This window comes from Capnocytophaga genosp. AHN8471 (genome assembly GCF_016806945.1).
GTDB lineage: Bacteria > Bacteroidota > Bacteroidia > Flavobacteriales > Flavobacteriaceae > Capnocytophaga > Capnocytophaga periodontitidis.
In genome coordinates, this window is record NZ_JAESPJ010000010.1 from 129,645 (window position 1) to 149,094 (window position 19,450).

The following is a 19,450-nucleotide window of genomic DNA, read 5'->3' on the forward strand; positions in this document are numbered from 1 at the left end:
TAGTTTATACGATTTATTCATTATGAATGAAGACACTCTTTACTTTTGCGTATTCTTCTTAAATACAAGCCTATAACCAAGTATATCAATGTTGGAATAAGACCAAAAAGAGGGGATACTAAAAGTGTTTTATAGGGTGAAATAACAGTAAATCCTTCTGAAATGAGAGGATTAAAAACATCTTTCATTGAGTGCATCAAAACTACCAATAGGAGTGAACGCGAGAGAAAGAAAATTTCGGTGTACATTATTGTCCAAACAGCAATAACCACAAAGCTCACGAAAACAAATAACACTTTGCTATAAGGGAAAAAGGTTGCCTGATAAGCATCGTCTAAGAATATGAGATTGTATGGCAAGTGCCATATTTGGCAGACGAATGCTACCACTACATAAATCACCCATTCGTTTTTGGTGAGTTGTTCCATTTTTACAGTGAGATAACCTCGAAAAGCCGTCTCTTCTAAGATATTTTTGATAAAAACGGGTAAGAAAGCAGTAGCAAAAACAGGGAGATAGGTAGCAACACTGAACTTGCTCACATCTACCCAACCTAATAGCTTACCAACAAACAGTGTTATACCAATAACCACGGGATAGACTGCAATAGCAAAGATATACCAGCGAAAGTTTTGCTTGAAACGAGGTTTTAAAGGAAAATCTTTCCAACCATCGCTACCCAAAAGGCGGAGCAAAATCATACACACAATAGGAGAAGCAATAAAAATCCCTGATCCCAAAGACTCTAAATTAGAAGGTTCGCCAAGTAACTGGTTTACCCCAACGCCTATCCATCCGCAAGAGATGGCTACCAAGCTAAATAGGATTACATTCCGAAGTGTTTTTTTATTGGTTCTCATATTAAGGCAGGTTTATTTTAATATTTCTAAAATTTTATCTTCGTCGTAAACAAGCATACCCACTGCGACCAATGAGGCAATACCGTGTGCTAACATCCAACCTTTAGCAATGTCATTCTTTAGCTCTTCATCGGATAGATTTTTGCATTCCTCACTATTTTTCATTATTTCTACCACTCGCTCACTTTCTGGAAAAATGTCAGTAAGTTTTACATTGGTAACATTATCCATATAAAAAGCCTTGAATAGGGCGGGCTCGGTGTATGCCATCCGCACGTATCCAAGTCCTAAATCCAAAAGAGTATTGCCTGTTTTTGAGTAACTGAGCACTACACTTTGCAGGAAGGGCAGTGCCTTTTTGCAGATTTCGGCTTTAAGGTCATCCATATTTTTATAGCACCAATAGATGGGCTGAGTGGAACAACCTATTTGCTTAGCAATATTTCGGGCTGAAAGCACTGCAAAACCCTCTTTTCGCACCATCTCAAAAGCAGTTTCTATAATTATTTCCTGAGTTATTGTTGTTGATTTCGGCATAAAATTTTGTTATAACATCTGTAATATAACACCTGTTATTTTTTGCAAAAGTAGTACAAATTTTCAAACCTGCAAATTTTTAATCAAAAAAGATTTATCCTATACGGCTTGCACCGTCATTCGTCATTCGTATTTCGTAATTGTGCCAACTGTTCTTTGGCGTTTATCCTATCGGTTACTTCTTTATCACTGATGATATGTCCGTCTTTCAGTACAACTGTGCGTTTGCTAAATTGGGCAATATCGTCTTCGTGGGTTACGAAACCTATAGTACTACCTTGGTCATTCAGGCGTTGAAAAAGCTCCATTACTTCGTAGGAAGTTTTGGTATCGAGGTTCCCAGTTGCCTCATCGGCGAGAAGGATTACAGGGTGATTTACAAGGGAGCGCGCAATGGCTACCCGTTGTTGCTGTCCCCCTGAGAGCTCACTGGGCAAGTGGTTCAATCGCTTTTCTAACCCCACACTGATGAGGGCTTCGATAGCGCGCTCACGGCGTTCTTTGGCTGATACTTTAGGGTTGTACATCAGTGGGAGTTCCACATTCTCAATGGCTGAGGTACGGGCTAATAGGTTATACGACTGAAAGATAAAACCTATTTTCGTGTTGCGTATATGTGCTAAATCGTTCTTGCTCATATCTTTCACCGAGATACCATCTAAAATGTAATCACCAGAAGAGGGGCGGTCTAAGCACCCTAATATGTTGAGCAAAGTTGATTTACCCGACCCACTCGGTCCCATAATGGTTACAAACTCGCCTTCTCTGATGGTTAGGTTGATGCCTTTTAGGGCGTGTACCGTCTCGTTGCCCATCTGGAAGTTGCGCTTCATATCGCGTATATCTATAATGGCTTTTTTCATCTATTTAGCTTTTGAATTGTTTCTATTAGGGCGTTTTGGCATAAACGGACTGCTGCTATCGCTGTTCTTACTGTCGCCTCCAGCCACTTGCGGGCGGTCGCCTTGCAGGTTAGTGGCTACTTTCTCACCAACGTTGAGTCCACTCACTACTTGTACGTTGATACCATCATTACTGCCTATGGTTATGGCTTTTTGGGCAAGACTACCATCGGTGTTCACTACCCATACGTATTTTTGTTTGCCCTTGCCGTGCTGTACTTTAGGTACTTCAGCTGTAATACCTTTTTGAGCGTAATATTGTAGTAACACATCGGTATCAGGAGTGAAGTTGATAGCTTTGGCGGGCACGATAGTTACGCCTTTCAGTTCATTGGTATAAATAGCGATGGTCGCGGTAAGTCCTGGTTTCAGTTTTTCATCAGGGTTTTCAGCCTCTACTATCACCGTATAAGTTACCACGTTTGATGAAGTGGTAGGCGATAGACGCACTTGAGTAACGCGTCCCACAAATTCTTCTTGAGGGTAAGCATCCACGGTAAAACTCACGCGTTGCCCCACTTTCACTTGTCCTATATCGGCTTCATCTACATTCACCTCCACCTGCATACGCTTGATGTCTTTGGCTATTTTGAAGAGCGTAGGCGCACTCATCGAGGCAGCTACAGTTTGTCCTTCTTCAACTTCTTTGCTGAGGATAATCCCGTCGATAGGTGAATAGATATTGGCATAGCCTAAGTTCGTTTTCGCCTGATTGAGGGTCGTAAGGCGTTGTGCTACATTGGTCTTCGCATTGTTAAACTGATACAACGCTTGCTCGTAGTCCGATTTGCTAATCACTTGGGCATTGTACATTTTTTGCTGACGCTCGTAATTCTGACGGTAATAATTCAGTTCGTTAACTGCCGAATTGTAGTTAGCCGTAGCATTGATAACGTTTTCTTGTAGATTGGTTTTGTCGAGTTCCGCCAGTAGCTGACCTTTCTTCACTTGGCTATTGTAATCCACATAAATTTTGCTCACCAATCCCGATACTTGGGTACCTACTTCTACCTCGTCTACCGGTTGTACACTCCCCGTAGCGGTTACTTCGGTAGTAACATCACCTTGAGTAACTTCATCGGTTTGGAGGAGAATAAGGGTAGGTTTTTCCTTCATAAAGAAGTGATACACGCCATAAGCCACTACTGCTAATAGGGCAATGATAATGATTTTTTTGATGTGTTTTTTCATTGTATTTAGTTGTTAGTCATTAGTTGTTAGACAAAGTTCTTTAGATTATTTTTTCAGAAATATGAGCATCGCTACATTCCCTCTCCTTGGGAGGGGGTTAGGGGGAGGACTCCCATATAAAACTTCAGCAACTGTACATATAATGCCGACATATATTTGTTTTGCAAATACGTTTGTTCGGCAGTGAGGTAGGCGTTTTGGCTTACCAAAAGTTCAGTATTAGTGAGTCCGCCGAAATCGTGTTTTTTCACTGCCAAATCGTAAGCTAATTTAGCATTATCGCGAGCCGTACGCGAGGCTGCTTGTTGCGCTTGGTGAGTGGTGGCATTCTGCCAAGCAGTTTCTATCTTGGCATATAATTCTTTTTCAGCTTGTTGTTCTTCCAAAATAGCTTGTTGCTGGGTAATCTTGGCGAGTTTCACATTGTTCTTGTTTTTGTTTTGTGAAAAGATAGGAATATTAAGTGTAGCTCCTATCGTCTGACCGAAATTACTATCTAATTGCGTGCGATAACTCAAATCGTTGAGGTTTGAATAACCAGTGTTTACGCCTGCTTGTAGCGATAGGGTAGGGGCATAACCCGCTTTAGCTATTTTGATATCCTTTTCAGCTATCTTTTGCTGTGATTGATAGATTTTTAAGTTAGGAAGCGTTTCTTTGGCTTGAGCAAATACCTCGTCTTTATTAGGGATAATCGCTGTATCCTCATCGTTAGGAAGGTCGAGAGCAATAGCAAAGTCGCTATTAGGAGGAAGCTCCAACAGTTGTTTGAGCGTTAACACACGGTTAGCATATTGATTCTCTGCCTGAATGATAGCATATTCATTGTTGGCGTGACGCGTTTCTATTTCTGCCAAACTCAGTTTAGCTATCGAGCCATTGGCAAACTTGGTTTGTGCTTGCTTGAGTTCTTCAGCCGAGGAGAGCGCTGTGTTTTTGGCTACTGCAATCCCTTCATAGCTGTAAAGCGCTTGCAAGTAGGCTTCCAGCACACTCAGGGTGATGTTGTTCTTCGCTTCTTGCACATAGAGTTCGTTCTGTTCGAGCAACAGCTTGCTGCGGTCTATTTGTAGATTCAGTTTATTCCCTTGATATAGAGGCACAGAGGCTGATACCCCAAAGTTGTTGGAGAACGTACGGCGCGATACCCGTTCGTTAGAAATCTGGTTGATAGCCGACCCGTTGTTGAGGTTTGCTGATGCCGACCCGCTTACCGTAGGCAAGCGGTTATCCTTTGTCTGACTGAGGTTGATTTCAGCCGTTTGCTGGTTGAGTTCTGTTTTCTTTACAGAGATGTTGTGCTGTACCGCATAGTTGATACAATCATTTAGCGACCATTGTTTGGATTGCGCTGTTGTCCATAAAGGGAGAAATAAGAGAGATATGTATAAAATTCTTTTCATAGTCTTTAGTTTTTTTAGATGAAAGAAGAAGGTGAAAAAGATATTAGGATAGTACGATGAAAATTATCCCCCTCTTCTTTACAATTTAATAACCATTTTTTATCATTTAGCTGATGCAAAGATAGCTTGTAAAGATAGGGGAAAACAAACTTTATCGACGAAAAGGTTAATTTTGTCGACGAAAAGGTGAAATCTCTCTATCTCGAAAAAATCTCTTATGTAATTTGCTAATTATCAAATTGGCTAATTGACAAATTATTGCTACCTTTGCCCCCGATAAAGAAATATGTAATGAAAACAATTCGTATAGGTACGCGTGATAGTGAGTTGGCTCTTTGGCAAGCTAAAACCGTACAACACCAATTAGAAGTTTTAGGATACTCAACTGAAATAGTTAGTACTAAGTCTCACGGCGATATAGAACTCAGCAAACCACTCTACGAAATGGGAGTTACAGGTATCTTCACTAAAGCCTTGGATATTGCCCTGCTCAACGGTGAGATAGATATAGCAGTACATAGTATGAAGGATGTGCCTACCGCTTTACCCAGCGGGATTGTAGTAGGAGCAGTACTCAAGCGCGGGAATCCTCACGATGTGTTGGTCTACAAAGGTGATCTTTCGTTTTTAGATGCCGAAATAGCAACCATCGCTACCAGCAGTTTGCGACGCAAAGCACAATGGTTGCACCGCTATCCACATCACAATATAGAAAACTTGCGCGGCAATGTGAATACTCGCTTGCAAAAACTTGCCGATAACCCTTGGAATGGGGCTATCTTTGCAGCAGCAGGCTTGAAACGCATTAATAAACTACCTGAAAATCACTTGCGACTCGATTGGATGCTTCCCGCTCCCGCACAAGGGGCTATAATGGTGGTTGCACGCGAAGACAACGTGCCGTTACAAAATATACTCTTACGCATTCACGATGGTAATACATATACAGCAACGCAGGTGGAACGCGCTTTCCTCCGCGCTTTAGAAGGCGGTTGTACAGCACCTATCGGAGCTTTTGTTCAGTACGACGGACAGGAGAAAGTACATTTTAAAGGCGGATTGTGGAGTGAAGATGGTAAAAAAGCGGCTGTAATAGAAGAAATCCTCACTCAAATAAATGAACATACGGGTGAACAACTCGCTGAAAAAGTAAAATCCAAATTTGAAAATTGACAAATCGACAAATTAATTATTATGTTATATATCAAACAATTATTACAAAACGGAAAAAGCATACACGAGGAAATTACCCTCAAAGGTTGGGTGCGCACCTTTCGCAGCAACCGATTTATAGCCCTCAACGATGGCTCTACTATCGATAACCTCCAAGTAGTAGTAGATTTTGAAAATACAAACCCCGATATACTCAAACGCATTACCACAGGGGCAGCTATTGAAGTAAAAGGGAAATTAGTAGAAAGTCAAGGTAAAGGTCAGTCGGTAGAGTTACAAGCTACCGAGGTAGTGATTTTAGGTGATAGCAACCCGGAAGAATATCCTATCCAGCCTAAAAAACACTCATTGGAATTCTTGCGCGAAAATGCTCACTTGCGTGTGCGCTCTAATACTTTTAGTGCTGTGATGCGCGTGCGTTCTACTTTGGCTTTTGCTATACATAAATACTTTCAGGACAACGGCTTTTTCTATGTGAATACACCTATTATCACCGGTAGTGATGCCGAAGGTGCTGGTGAGATGTTCCGCGTAACTACTTTGGATGCTAAAAATCCACCACTTACCGAAAATGGTGAAGTAGATTATAAAAAAGATTTCTTTGGTCGTGAAACAAACCTCACAGTGTCTGGTCAGTTAGAGGGAGAAACCTTTGCAATGGCGCTCGGCAAGATTTATACTTTTGGTCCTACTTTCCGTGCCGAAAATTCTAATACTTCACGTCACTTAGCTGAATTCTGGATGATAGAACCCGAAATGGCGTTCTACGATCTTATTGACAATATGAATTTAGCTGAAGATTTCATCAAATACGTGCTCAAATATACTTTAGAAGTGCGTCGTGACGACCTTGAGTTTCTCGATAAACGTTTCTTAGAAGAAGAAAAAACCAAACCACAAAACGAGCGCAGTTCTATGTCGCTTATTGAAAAACTCGAATTTGTAATTCACAATGAGTTTAAACGTGTGAGCTATACTGAAGCAATTGATATTCTCAAAAATAGCAATCACAACAAAAAGAAGAAATTCCAATATCCTGTAAACGAATGGGGAGTAGATTTGCAAAGCGAACACGAGCGTTACTTAGTAGAAAAACACTTCGAGTGCCCAGTAATTCTCTACGATTATCCAGCGAATATCAAAGCGTTCTATATGCGCTTGAATGAAGATGGTAAAACAGTACGCGCTATGGATATCCTCTTCCCTGGTATTGGTGAAATAGTTGGAGGTTCGCAACGTGAAGAGCGTTACGATGTGCTCAAACAAAAAATCGCCGACCTCAATATGGATGAGCAAACGCTCTGGTGGTATCTCGACCTTCGCAAATTTGGTACAGCTGTACACAGTGGTTTTGGTCTTGGTTTTGAACGTTTGGTACTCTTTGCTACAGGAATGACTAACATTCGCGATGTGATTCCTTACCCACGTACTCCACAAAGCGCCGAATTTTAAGAAATGATTATAATAAAAAAGAGGGTTATCGCTGCGATAACCCTCTTTTTTTAGTAAAAAATATCTTACATAGAGTATTTGTTTACTTTTTCTTTAGCTTTGATAAGATCAAGACCAAGACTGTTGATTTTTTGCTGTTTGTCAAGCAATTTACCTTTTAGCTTAGCTTCGTCTTGAGGAGAAAGAGTACCTTTAGCTTTCTTCATATCAAATTTAGATTGCTCTTTCGCTAAATCAGTTTTAGCTTTTGCTATTTTAGTTTCTACTTTAGCAACTTCACTGTTAGCTTTGTTCAAATTTTCTTTTTTCTTTTGAGCTTCCTTTTCTGCCTTAGCTTTAGCTTTTTCAGCTTTTTCTTGTTCTCTTTTTGCTTTTTCTTGAGCTTTTTTAGCTTCTTTTTCAGCTTTTTCTTTTTCTTTAGCAGCTTTTTCTTCAGCTTTTAGCGCTTTTTCTTGTTCTTTTTGTAATTTTTGTTGTGCTTTAAGCTGTTCTTTTTGAGTTTTAAGGTCTGCTTCAGAAGTTGTTTGCTCAACATTGGTTACTACTGGAATAGTAGTATCAGTCATAGTGCCCATTTCGTCTACTTGGGCTAAAGATACCTGAGCTACTAAAAGCCCAGCAAATAAAGTGATTGTACGTAATTTCATATTTGATAATATTATTTAGTTTTACAGTGCAAAAGTAAATAAAAAATATTTACAATTGTCTTTTTTACAAAAGTTTAACACAAAAAAAAGTCGCCTACTAATGAGGAGTGGCAGGCGACTTAGGGAGTAATTAAAATATAAATAGTTATGGATTATTGAACATTTCCTCTGATACGCAAACCTTTTACAGGCTCTTTTTTAGCGTTAGAAGTTACAGTAATCGTTTTGCTGATTGGGCCAACACGATTAGTGTCGTATTTTACTTCAATTTTCCCTTTAGCTCCAGGTGCTACAGGTTGATTTGTCCAAGAAGGAACAGTGCAACCGCAAGAAGAAGCTACGTTAGTAATTACGAGCGGTGCTTTACCAGTGTTAGTAAATTCGAACACACGCACGCCGTCGGCACCTTGTTTGATGTTACCGTAGTCAATTTCTTCAGATTTGAAAGAAATCTCAGCGTCTTGGGCATAAGCCATTACACCAAAAAATGCTAAAAATACAAATGTTAAAAACTTTTTCATAGTATAAAAATTAAAATAAATAAGTTTGTTTTACGAATAAAATAGTTACAATAACCGTGCCAAAACACTATCTTCTAAATTCTATTACCTAAATTATATCTCCTAAATCCTTATTTGCATAATAATAAATTAATTTGTACCTTTGCACAACTAAAAACTAAAAAACTGATGAAATATCTAATAACTTCTATGCTATTGGTAGCTACAGCTACTCTCTTTGCTCAACAGCAAAACCCCACCGATTGGGAACTCTCAGGGCTCAAAGCTAAGGTGAAAACGATGCGAAGTATTCCTTATTTAGTAACTGCTCAAGGGAAATCTTTTGCCAAATCTGCTGTCGATGCCGATTTGGATACGGTAAACAAAATCGCTAATCTCGAAAACCTTCAAAAAGATTTTAACCCTAAAGGTTTCCTCTCCCAAACTCGTTTCTTCTTCAAGAACGGTGACCTTTATAGCCGTATGGACTACTACTATAATCCTCAAGGTCAATTGTTTGAAACTCGCTACAACTCCGATAAAACCCTTTATGTCTACAACTCTCAAGGCTACCTCATCAAAGATGCTACCTACTCTCCTGGGGGCTTCCTCAAATCGCATTACACCTATCAGGTAAATGCTGAAGGACAAATACTCAAAGAAGAAACTTATCGCGCTAATCAGTTAGAATCTGTGGTAACTTATACTTATAACAAACAAGGTGATCCTCTGGAAATGCGCTATAGCGATGCGCAAGGTAACTTGTTGCAAATAGTAAAGAATAAGTTTAACAAACAACACCAACTCTTGAGCAATCGTGTGTATGATAAAGATAATAACTTAGTGAGTACCACTACAAAAAAATACAACGCCAAAGGTGATTGTGTGAAACTACAAGCAGAAACCAAACTGCCTAAAAAACAGAAAAATGTAGCAACTTATGAGTATAAATACGATACTCAAGGTAATTGGATTGCCAAAACGACCTTCATCAATGGCGAACCCCGACAAATTATAGAACGTACCTTCACTTATTATGAATAATCTTCACTTCTTCGGTGTACGACACTTGTCGCCATCAGCTACCTATCACCTCTTGGATTTCTTAGAAAAAAACAAGCCTAAATGTATCCTTATCGAAGGTCCTGCTGATGCTACCCCTCTGATGCCTCAAATCGCTCAGAAGGGGGTGAAACCGCCTATCGCAATGTTGGGGTATACCAACGAACTACCCATAGAAACGGTGCTTTATCCTTTTGCTACTTATTCTTCTGAGTACCAAGCGATATGCTGGGGCGTAAAAAAGAAAGTCACCCTTAGGTTTATCGACTTGCCTACCGAAAATATGCTCAAACTCCGCCAAGAACAACCCTCCGACGAGGAAGGCGAAAAAGCACGTGAGTTCTATAAGTATCACAATACACTCTACAAACAACTCGCCGAACAGGTTGACGAAACCGATTACGAAAACTATTGGGAACGCCATTACGAACACAATCTCAATACCGATACTTTCGCCCCCGCTTTGGCATTGCAGTCGGGCGAAATGCGCCAAATGGTAGTAGATAAAGAATGCGAAGAAGCACCGTTTGACTTTTCGTATAACCTTATTCGCGAGGCGTATATGAAACGCGAAATCGAAAAGGCTTGCACCGAGTTCAAACCCGAGGAAATAGTAGTGATTGTAGGTGCTTACCATTTGTTAGGTATCCAAAATAGCCTACCTGCAATGACCGACGACGAGCTCAAAAAGCTCCCCAAAGCTACAGCTCAGCTTACCCTAATGCCTTATTCATATTTGCGCCTCAGCAGCCGTACGGGTTACGGAGCAGGCAATATGGCGCCTTACTACTTTGAACTGATGTGGCGCGCGATGCAAACCAATACAATGGATAAACTCGCGGCAACCTATCTTACCAAGGTAGCCAAAATACTCCGCAATCAAGGACAAAATGCCTCTTCTGCCAGCGTAATTGAAGCCGTGCGACTCGCCAATGTGCTCTCCGCGATGAAAGGCGGTACTTATCCCGTACTCGAAGACCTCCACGATGCAGTTGTAACTTGCTTTGGTGGCGGAGGACTCTCCTCGGTAGCCGAAGCTATCAACAAAGTAGATATAGGTACAGCTATCGGGGCATTGCCTGAAGGGGTGAGCCAAACGCCCGTGCAGGAGGATATGAATCAGGAGCTGAAACGCTTGAAACTCACCAACTACAAATCGGCAGTAGCACAAGACCTCTCTCTTGACCTCCGCGAAAACCTCAAAGTAAAAACCAAAGAAGCTGCTTTCATCGACCTAAACCGCTCTACTTTCCTCCACCGTTTAGAAGTTTTAGGCATTCACTTTGCCACTCAGCAACGCGTACAGCAAGACAAAGCCTCGTGGGCTGAAAAATGGGTCTTGCAATGGAGTCCTGAAGTAGAAATAGAAATTGTAGAAGCTAACCTCAAAGGTGAAACGCTTGAAATTGCCGCTGCCTTTATACTCAAAGAACAACTGAGCGAAGCAACCGATCTTTCGGTAGTAGCCAAAATCATCAGGCAGGCTTGCGAATGTCAGCTTACGCATATTTTTAGCAATGCACTCAGCACTTTGCAAAGCCTTTTGGTAGATAGTAATAATTTTGCCGAAACTGCTTTTGCTGCTCACGAACTCTCAATGCTCATTCAGTATGGCGATTTGCGTCAGTTTAACCTCGAACCGCTGAAACCTATCTTGCAACAACTCTTTTTGCGCGCTTCTCTATTATTGATAGATGCTTCATCTTGTGATGATAAAGCCTCTAAACCAATCGTAGAAGCGATAAATACAATGGAGTTCATCTCCGAACAACAATACGAGCTTGTAGATACCGAAACGTGGCAAAAAGAACTTACTCACCTTGCGTGGCGCGACGATGTAAATACCAAATTATCAGGGGTAGCCTTTGCAATATTGTTAGAACACAATTTAGCAACTGAAGAAGAATGCGCACGTGAGGTATCACGCCGCCTTTCAGCAGGTGTTCCCGCCGATTTAGGTGCTTCGTGGTTTGAAGGTTTTTCTGGAAGAAATAGATACGCATTGTTATCGCGTACGATTATATGGCAAGAATTAGATAATTATGTACGCCAATTAGACGAAGAACAGTTTATGCGCTCAGTAGTGTTCTTGCGACGTGCTTTCGCCGATTTTGAGCCTAACCAAAAGAATAGTATAGCTGAATTATTAGGAGACCTTTGGGGTACTGGAAAAGAAGCAACAGCCGAACTTTTGCAAGAAGTGCTTACGGAAGAAGAAAATACCAAATTAGACGAACTTAACGACTTTGATTTTGATTTTTAAATATATGAAAGAAGTATTTACCTTATACCGAAAATTGCGTGAGCGACAACTCAAATTGCTCAATAGCTTTACCCCCGAAGAATTGGCAATCATTCCTGCGGGCTTTAAAAATAATATCTTGTGGAATCTCGCTCACTGCGTAGTTACCCAGCAAAATTATTGTTATGCCAATAGCGACCTGCCTACTTATCTCACCCCTGAATTTGTAGAGCGTTATCGCAAAGGCACCATCCCCGATGGGCATATTCCTACTGCTGCCGAGATAGAGGAACTACAGCAACTCCTCATCCGCACTGTAGATTTACTCGAAACGGATTATCACAAAGGAATTTTTAAGCATTATAACCATTATGTAACAGGTATAGAGTATGAACTCAATACCATTGAAGAAGCGATTTACTTCAATATTTCGCACGAAGGGGTACATTTGGGAAGCGTATTAGCTTTAAAATGTGCCATCAATACAATGAAAAATAAATAAAATTAGTCTGTGCGACTTACACAAAAAAAACTTTGTCAAAGTTTTGGGACTTTGACAAAGTCTATAAAATTTTCTAATTGTTTGTCGTGTTACTACTGAAATAAAGCATTACTTACTTCATTGAGGCTACATTCTTTTTGAGTGCCCTCTAACATATTTTTCAGTACAAAAGTACCTTTAGCGAGTTCACTTTCGCCTATAATCACCACATAAGGAATATTACGCTTGTTAGCATACTCCATTTGTTTCTTTATCTTGGCGGCATCGGGGTAGAGCTCTGCAGTTTTGCCAAGTTGACGCAATGCTTTAAGCAGTTTCATACTCTGTAGCGCTTCAGCATCGCCAAAGTTGATACAAAGCACCTCTACAGTACTGTTGAGCGATTCAGGGAAAAGATTCAGTTCTTCCATCACCAACCCGATGCGGTCTAACCCGAAAGAAATACCTATCCCACTGATACCTTTGAGTCCAAAAATACTAGTGAGGTCGTCGTAGCGTCCACCGCCACCTATAGAACCCATTTGTACGCCTGCAGGAGCTCCAATCTCAAAGATAGCTCCCGTGTAGTAATTGAGTCCGCGAGCGAGAGTAACATCGAGGTCTAAGATAGCTGTTTGCAAACCAAGCTGATTGATTTGTTGGGCTATAAACTCTAATTCTTCTACACCTTTCATACCTGTTTCCGAGCTTTTGAGAATCTCTTTTAGGACAGATAGTTTTTTGGTAACTGTTCCTTTGAGAGCGAAGATAGGTTGCAATTTTGCAATAGCTTCCTCACTAATACCTCTTTCTTTCATTTCTTTGATCACACCCTCTTCGCCTATTTTATCAAGTTTGTCGAGAGCAACCGTAAAATCGGTGAGTTTATCGCTTTCACCTATCATTTCGGCAAAGCCACTAAGGATTTTTCGGTTGTTCATTTTGATAGTTACCCCTTTGAGATTGAGGGCTGTGAATACAGTGTCGTAGAGTTGTACGAACTCCACTTCCTGCCACAAACTGGTGCTGCCTACTACATCGGCATCACATTGGTAGAACTCTCTAAAACGTCCTTTTTGTGGACGGTCAGCACGCCATACAGGTTGTATTTGATAGCGTTTGAAAGGGAAAGTTAGTTCGCTTTGGTGTTGTACTACATAGCGAGCAAAAGGAACTGTAAGATCATAGCGAAGGGCTTTTTCGGAGAGTTGAGGAGTGAGTTTTTGAGGATTTTTAGCCTCCCAATCTTCTTGGTTTACTCCTTGTGTAAAATCGCCTGAATTGAGTATCTTGAAGATAAGACGGTCACCTTCTTCGCCATATTTGCCCATTAGGGTATTGTAGTTTTCAAAACTTGGGGTTTCTATAGGTTGAAAACCAAAGGTGTTGAAAGCATTTTTTATAGTGTTGATAATGAAGTTGCGTTTAGCTACTTCGGTAGGTGAAAAGTCGCGAGTACCTTTTGGTATACTTGGTTTTTGTATTGCCATTGTAATTATATTAGTGGAGTGCTTTTTTTAGTAATTTGTTATAGACGGTTCTTATATTTTTTTTGATAATATTCCAAGTTTCTTTCTGAAGACTAATGACATTATTGTTTTCAAATTCTTCATTATCGGCATCTTCAAAATAAATAAGAGAACGCATTATCATTTGCATATTATTGATGTTATACTTCCTTTTATATAATTCAAGTATTTCATCAAGATTATATTCTTTTAATAGTTGATGTAAATCATAAAAGTCTTTTTTAGACCCTCTCCCCACGATAGCATTCATTTTCATTGCACAAATATCTTCTTTAGAAGCTAAATGGATTCCATCAATAGTTTCAATATTGAAAAAAGAGTAAGGGTATTCTATAATATCAACTTTGATATGATCAATATACATAAAAACTCCTATTTTAGAAATACTATTTTTGAGGAGTCAAATTAAGAGCATACCAACTGAGATTGGAAAATAGGTTTTCTTTCAATCAATCTTTTTATTAGATTGTTAAAGATAGTCTCTTTGCTCTGTGAGCGCGATTGATTCTAAAACTATACTCAGCTAAATAGCGGTCTATATTAAACTCTGAAACCCAAGAATATATACCTCGTATCCAAGACTTTACTTGATGTATTACTTTGTGTAATGTAGGAAAATTCTTCCCATTATTACTAAGTCTGTTTTAAAGCGTTCAGTAAACTCTAAGAGGCTTTGTCCCTTAAATAATTCCATAACACATTAATTTTCAGAGTGCAAATATATGAAATTATTTTTGACGCCTCAATAGTTTTATTTCATTATTTCTCCAATCATAATATACGCCCCTTTTTCCATAAAGGCAGCTTCAAAAATTATGTATTTATCCTTATAAAAACCATATATACTTGATTCTATTGTAAAATCGCTCGTATTGTATTCTTTCCAAGTTTTTCCATAATCATATGAAAAGCGAATCGTAGGATAATACTCTTTTCTTTTATAGTCGCATACAAAATTTTTATAACGATATTTATATTTTTCATCTTTAGGAGAAAATTTAAATAATTCCCTCTCAGTTAGGTCGTAAATATACACAGTTCCTGTCACTAAATCAATTTCCCCTAAATTAATCTCTCCAAAAACATCAGTTATGGTAGAGTATGTTTTTGTCAAATTTCGTATTGTTGTAAATTTTTCTCCTATAACATTATATCTAATTATTTTATTCTTATCTAAAAAAATTATATTTGCGTCTTTATCTTCTAATATGTAATTACCTTTAGTAACTATATTGGGAATTTTATAATTTACATTATTTAAAATATCTATTAATATAACATCTCCATTTTCATTATATGAAATAAAATTTCCATTAAATTTTATCTGAGAAATACTATTAGGAGAAAATTCTCTAATTTTTTTATATTTTAATGAGGTATTATCTAATAAGTAAATACAATTTTTAGCATTGTTTCCATAACCTCCTATATTAGTTTCTATTAAAGACTTTTTGCCATATGAATGGATAGAAACAATAGATTTTTCAGGAAATATGATTTCTTTGTATTCATTTCCTAAATCTTTAGAGATGAATAAAATGGCATTATCTTCTTTAGTGTCAAAGAAGTAGCTATCTTTTTCTGCTGCAATAAAAATGATAGATTCATTCGAAATTAAAAATTTTGTAACATTTAATCCTCTTTTAGATTCAATCCCTTTTCCATAAATGTTTTCGTATAAGTCATATTTACTAATCCATTCCATTTTTCCTTGATTAATTATATTTGGGGTACAACTATTGAAAATAATAAATATAATAAAAATATAGGTGAGTAGATTGTTCATTGTTCTATCTTGTTTTTAATTTATTATAGATATTAATTAGTTTTTATTCTATATCACTCTTCATAAATATAATATTCTAGTTTAGATTTTTTCACACTATCTTTATCTATACATAAATCTTCATAACCTTGTGTTAGATTATTAGATATAGATAAATATTTCCCCTTTTTCTTTATATAATAAATATATCTATTATTCATTATTTCACCCCATTCATATAATTTAGGGTCATCTTCATATTGAGACTCTTCTCCTATGTATATATTGACAGTTCCTGAAATAGTATCAATCTTTTTGATTTTTAATAAATACCAATCCATAGACAATCTATCTATTAAAATACTATCTTTAATTTCAATAGAGTAAAGAGTATCTATTAATATATTATTATTTTCTTCTAATAAACGATAAAAGAGTTTGTTTAAGATTTTTTTATTATTTATTGAGGTTTTATCATCAAATTTTAAACTTGAAATGTCATCTGTAGGAAAATCTATTTTAGTGTTACTATTAACACATTCACAAGAACTCACTGTCCCTATTAAAAATAAACTAATAAGTAATAATTTCATATCTTGTTTTATTTATTGTTTGCAAAGGTAAGGGTTTTTATTTAAGGTTTATAGTCTTCCCAGCCATATTTATAATATTTTTCATTAGGCATAAATTCCGCAGCACCTATATCTAAATCTCCTGAGCAAGGGATGCGATGAGCCCCCCAATTAGCTACTTTTTTAACACCTGTTTTATAACTTGTCCAAGTACCTATAAATTGATTGTTATTGTAATCATCGGAGAAATTATTAATTGTATCATAGGAAAAAACACCTTTATTATTAACATACCATCTTAATAAAACCTTTCCTTCAAAAACACCAGTAGCTGATAATTTCTCATCTTCTCTAAAATGATAATCTGCAATGATAATTCCTTGTGATTTTACTATTCCATCCATCTCTCCTTCTTCCCCAGTAGAAATATACTTAAAAAAATAAATTTGTCTTATTTGAATTTTTCCTTCAAAAAGTCTTGTATTCTTTCCTACTATAGTTTTCCCTTTTGCTAAGTAAATACTATCATTTATTTCTGATTTAGATATTTTTAAAAATTTAACATCCATTCTTCTTTTAATCTTTGAATCTATAAAACCTAAATAACGAATAGGTTTAAAGAAAATAAAACCTATATTGATGTTTTTTAAATTTAGTTTCCCCTCCATAAAATTTTTTTCTTTTGCGGGAAATTCATTTTTAATAAAACTGTCAAAATCACAATGTTCTTGTGCATTAGATATTAATGTAGCTTCATCAGTTTCTTCTTTAGGAGCTTGAATTGGTGCAATTGTATCCTTATTTACTATTGTATCTCTTTTGATAGAGGAAATAGTAGCTGTACTATCATCGAAAGATGACACTTGGGTGTTGTTATTGTTACAAGAAAATAACAATAAGCACGCTGAAATAAAATAATAAATCTTTACCATCTGAATATTTTAAAAAATAATATCATCAATAATATACTTGTCTTTTTCATAAATAGTATATTGCAGAAAATCAGCTATTTCACCTTTGGAGTCAATACATACGCGTATGGTATCACCTACGCTTATTTTTTTGATTTCATTGCCTTTTTCATCAATAAAATAGGTTCTGGTAATCTCTCCAGTTGATTTCTTTCCACTCTTATCAAATCCAAAGCTGGCTTTGTTGTAGTGGATAGTAACATCAGTCTGAAAGAGATGCGAGGCAAAACGGCTGTAAATCTCTTTGGAAAACCAACGCTCGCCGAGGTTAAAGTCGAGTTCTTCAAAGGCGATAGGCTGTGGGGTTACCTCACGCAGGGCTTGCAGAGAGGCAAGCGTTTCCGCCTGCTCAGGGTGGTTGGGGTGGTTTTCAAGAAAGGCAACAAGGGCGTTTTCCTTTTCAACAACATTGCCTGAGAGCCAACGCTCAGCAATCTAAGATTTTTTTCTATTTTCAAAATCAAAATACCAATTCCATTTCTCTGGACAGTAATGTCTTAATAGATATGATTTCTTTTCTTCTTCACTAATAGAGCTATAAAATTTATACCATAGTTCTATATAACTTTCAGGATACCCACCTAACTGCCAAAAAGGTCCATATCCATATTCAGTAGTGTCAGGAAATACTTCCCAAGGGGCAAGAGGCTCTTTATCCTTAAATTTTTCAAATCTAATTTTAAAAGTATTTAAACAACTTTCTTCTTTGAATTTCACACAGGTATCATAAAGATATGGAGTAACTTCATTAAAACCAACCCAATCGAAAGGAATTTCTTTTTCTTGGAAAAAAGTAGTTAAATTTTTAATAGATACTATATTTAGTTGTGTTCTTATCTTTTCAGGTAAAAAAAAACGTAATTCATACTGGTAAGGGGATTTAAATAAAGTTCTTAAAAAAGTAAATATTTTCATAGTCAACTAATTTTCATCTATATGGTCGGCTACTTTATCAGAGAAAAAATAGCCCAAAAATCCCCCCGCTGGCGCAAGCTTGTAGCTTGTGTCCAATTCACAATTCAAAATTCTCTCCCCGTCCTATTCGCCCCATTTGTCCCACTTGTCGCACCCGTCCTACAAGTCCCATAATCGCCCGTGTGGCTCACACCCTCTGCTGGCGCAAGCTTGTAGCTCGTGCCTAGTATAATAAGAGTGTGTCCTGCTGCTTAGCTTCATTCCGTCTATCCAATTTACAGGATAATGGGTGAGTAGGTTGTTCATTGTTCTATCTTGTTTGTTTGTTTTGCAAAGGTAAAGGGTTTTTTATTTAAGGTTTATAGTCTTCCCAACCATATTTTCTATATTCAGGAGCAGGAGAAAATTCAGCTGCACCCCAATCTAAGTCTCCTGAGCAAGGGATACGACAAACACCCCAATTAGCTACTTTTTTAACTCCTGTCTTATAACTTGTCCAAGTCCCTACAAATTGGTTATTTCTATAGTCATCTGAATATTCATCAATATCATCATATAAAAACACTCCTTTATTGTTAATATACCATCTTAATAAAACCTTTCCTTCAAAAACACCAGTAGCTGATAATTTCTTATCTTCTCTAAAGTAATAATCAGCAATAATAATTCCTTGTGATTTTATTTTCCCCACCATATCATCATCTAATCCTGTAGAATGCTCTGCAAAAAAATATATATGTTTGATTTTTATATCTCCTTCAAACAATCTTACATTTTTACCAACTTTTGTTTTCCCTTTTGCTATATAAAGACTATCATTTGTTGTTGATTTTTCTATTTTTAGAAAATTAATCTCTAATCTTCTTTTAATCTTTATATCAATAAACCCAATATAAGGAATAACCCCATAAGGAAAAGATGGTTTAGAGAGCATTGAACTTATATTAATGTTCCTTAAATCAAGTCTTCCTTTGCTACCAAAACCGCCATTTAAATAGCCAATCTCTTCCTTAATAAAACTGTCAAAATCACAATGTTCTTGTGCATTAGATATTAATGTAGCTTCATCAGTTTCTTCTTTAGGCACTTGAATTGGTGCAATTGTATCTTTTTCTACTATGGTATCTCTTTTGATAGAGGAAATAGTATCTCTAATATCATCAGAAGATGATACTTGGGTATTGCAATTGTTACAAGAAAATAACAATAAACACGCTGAAATAAAATAATAAATCTTTACCATCTGAA

18 protein-coding genes and 3 pseudogenes are annotated in these 19,450 nt (G+C 37.4%); 6 read left to right on the forward strand and 15 right to left on the reverse strand.

Translation table 11 applies throughout. From position 1 onward, the window contains the following. Positions 1-20 precede the first annotated feature (20 nt). The 5 genes from JMN12_RS05080 to JMN12_RS05100 all read right to left on the reverse strand — a co-directional run bounded on the left by JMN12_RS05080 (position 21) and on the right by JMN12_RS05100 (position 4,893). Positions 21-860, reverse strand: a complete 840-nt coding sequence (locus tag JMN12_RS05080; protein WP_203137665.1) for a type II CAAX prenyl endopeptidase Rce1 family protein — start codon at positions 858-860, stop codon at positions 21-23. A 12-nt stretch (positions 861-872) separates the two neighbouring features. Continuing rightward, on the reverse strand, positions 873-1,397 hold the full coding sequence (locus JMN12_RS05085; RefSeq protein ID WP_009750860.1) for a TetR/AcrR family transcriptional regulator: 525 nt from the start codon (positions 1,395-1,397) through the stop codon (positions 873-875). A gap of 116 nt (positions 1,398-1,513) precedes the next feature. After that, positions 1,514-2,260, reverse strand: a complete 747-nt coding sequence (locus tag JMN12_RS05090) for an ABC transporter ATP-binding protein (protein WP_198466238.1) — start codon at positions 2,258-2,260, stop codon at positions 1,514-1,516. Then, positions 2,261-3,490 carry an efflux RND transporter periplasmic adaptor subunit gene (locus JMN12_RS05095; RefSeq protein WP_198466237.1) on the reverse strand — a complete coding sequence of 410 codons (1,230 nt, stop codon included), beginning with the start codon at positions 3,488-3,490 and terminating at the stop codon, positions 2,261-2,263. A 71-nt stretch (positions 3,491-3,561) separates the two neighbouring features. Beyond that, positions 3,562-4,893: a TolC family protein gene (locus tag JMN12_RS05100; protein ID WP_198466236.1), complete on the reverse strand. Its 1,332-nt coding sequence runs from the start codon at positions 4,891-4,893 to the stop codon at positions 3,562-3,564. A gap of 291 nt (positions 4,894-5,184) precedes the next feature. On the opposite strand from JMN12_RS05100, the gene hemC reads away from it, so the two are divergent. Together hemC and asnS are read left to right on the forward strand one after the other, a co-directional pair. Further along, positions 5,185-6,066, forward strand: a complete 882-nt coding sequence (gene hemC / locus JMN12_RS05105) for a hydroxymethylbilane synthase (protein ID WP_198466235.1) — start codon at positions 5,185-5,187, stop codon at positions 6,064-6,066. Between the two features lie 21 nt (positions 6,067-6,087). Further along, positions 6,088-7,518: an asparagine--tRNA ligase gene (gene asnS / locus JMN12_RS05110; protein ID WP_034555604.1), complete on the forward strand. Its 1,431-nt coding sequence runs from the start codon at positions 6,088-6,090 to the stop codon at positions 7,516-7,518. A 65-nt stretch (positions 7,519-7,583) separates the two neighbouring features. On the opposite strand, the gene JMN12_RS05115 is transcribed toward asnS, so the two are convergent. Further along, positions 7,584-8,165, reverse strand: a complete 582-nt coding sequence (locus tag JMN12_RS05115) for a hypothetical protein (protein WP_009750866.1) — start codon at positions 8,163-8,165, stop codon at positions 7,584-7,586. A 152-nt stretch (positions 8,166-8,317) separates the two neighbouring features. After that, positions 8,318-8,686, reverse strand: a complete 369-nt coding sequence (locus JMN12_RS05120; RefSeq protein ID WP_002681708.1) for a DUF1573 domain-containing protein — start codon at positions 8,684-8,686, stop codon at positions 8,318-8,320. 168 nt (positions 8,687-8,854) lie between these two features. On the opposite strand from JMN12_RS05120, the gene JMN12_RS05125 reads away from it, so the two are divergent. From JMN12_RS05125 to JMN12_RS05135, 3 genes are read left to right on the forward strand one after another with little or no spacing between them, the layout of a single operon-like run. After that, positions 8,855-9,709 carry a hypothetical protein gene (locus JMN12_RS05125; RefSeq protein WP_203137668.1) on the forward strand — a complete coding sequence of 285 codons (855 nt, stop codon included), beginning with the start codon at positions 8,855-8,857 and terminating at the stop codon, positions 9,707-9,709. Next, complete coding sequence (locus JMN12_RS05130) at positions 9,702-11,990, forward strand: DUF5682 family protein (RefSeq protein ID WP_203137670.1); 2,289 nt, start codon at positions 9,702-9,704, stop codon at positions 11,988-11,990. Before JMN12_RS05125 ends, JMN12_RS05130 begins: the two co-directional genes overlap by 8 nt. Positions 11,991-11,994: 4 nt before the next feature. Continuing rightward, positions 11,995-12,471 (forward strand): DinB family protein, encoded by a 477-nt coding sequence (locus JMN12_RS05135; protein ID WP_034555607.1) that lies wholly within the window; start codon positions 11,995-11,997, stop codon positions 12,469-12,471. A gap of 92 nt (positions 12,472-12,563) precedes the next feature. Here JMN12_RS05135 and hisS read toward each other — a convergent pair whose 3' ends face one another. The 6 genes and pseudogenes from hisS to JMN12_RS15175 all read right to left on the reverse strand — a co-directional run. After that, positions 12,564-13,940 carry a histidine--tRNA ligase gene (hisS, locus tag JMN12_RS05140; protein WP_203137672.1) on the reverse strand — a complete coding sequence of 459 codons (1,377 nt, stop codon included), beginning with the start codon at positions 13,938-13,940 and terminating at the stop codon, positions 12,564-12,566. 10 nt (positions 13,941-13,950) lie between these two features. Then, on the reverse strand, positions 13,951-14,343 hold the full coding sequence (locus tag JMN12_RS05145) for a nucleotidyl transferase AbiEii/AbiGii toxin family protein (RefSeq protein WP_227002901.1): 393 nt from the start codon (positions 14,341-14,343) through the stop codon (positions 13,951-13,953). Positions 14,344-14,384: 41 nt separating this feature from the next. Then, positions 14,385-14,614 (reverse strand): annotated as a pseudogene (locus JMN12_RS05150) (IS1595 family transposase); the annotation flags it as partial. A 116-nt stretch (positions 14,615-14,730) separates the two neighbouring features. Then, entirely contained in the window at positions 14,731-15,765 is a 1,035-nt protein-coding gene (locus tag JMN12_RS05155; protein ID WP_088594874.1) for a hypothetical protein, read from the reverse strand. 53 nt (positions 15,766-15,818) lie between these two features. Then, positions 15,819-16,337 carry a hypothetical protein gene (locus tag JMN12_RS05160; protein ID WP_203137674.1) on the reverse strand — a complete coding sequence of 173 codons (519 nt, stop codon included), beginning with the start codon at positions 16,335-16,337 and terminating at the stop codon, positions 15,819-15,821. A 725-nt stretch (positions 16,338-17,062) separates the two neighbouring features. Continuing rightward, positions 17,063-17,248: pseudogene (locus JMN12_RS15175) on the reverse strand (DUF3828 domain-containing protein); the annotation flags it as partial. A gap of 228 nt (positions 17,249-17,476) precedes the next feature. Between JMN12_RS15175 and JMN12_RS05170 the strand changes: the two are divergent. Next, positions 17,477-17,704, forward strand: coding sequence for a hypothetical protein (locus JMN12_RS05170; RefSeq protein WP_203137676.1), 228 nt, complete (start codon positions 17,477-17,479; stop codon positions 17,702-17,704). A gap of 18 nt (positions 17,705-17,722) precedes the next feature. Here the strand turns inward: JMN12_RS05170 and JMN12_RS05175 are convergent, their stop codons facing one another. Next, on the reverse strand, positions 17,723-18,202 hold the full coding sequence (locus JMN12_RS05175) for a hypothetical protein (protein ID WP_088594870.1): 480 nt from the start codon (positions 18,200-18,202) through the stop codon (positions 17,723-17,725). A gap of 1,057 nt (positions 18,203-19,259) precedes the next feature. Further along, a pseudogene (locus tag JMN12_RS15525) lies at positions 19,260-19,445 on the reverse strand (DUF3828 domain-containing protein); the annotation flags it as partial. Positions 19,446-19,450: the final 5 nt, after the last annotated feature.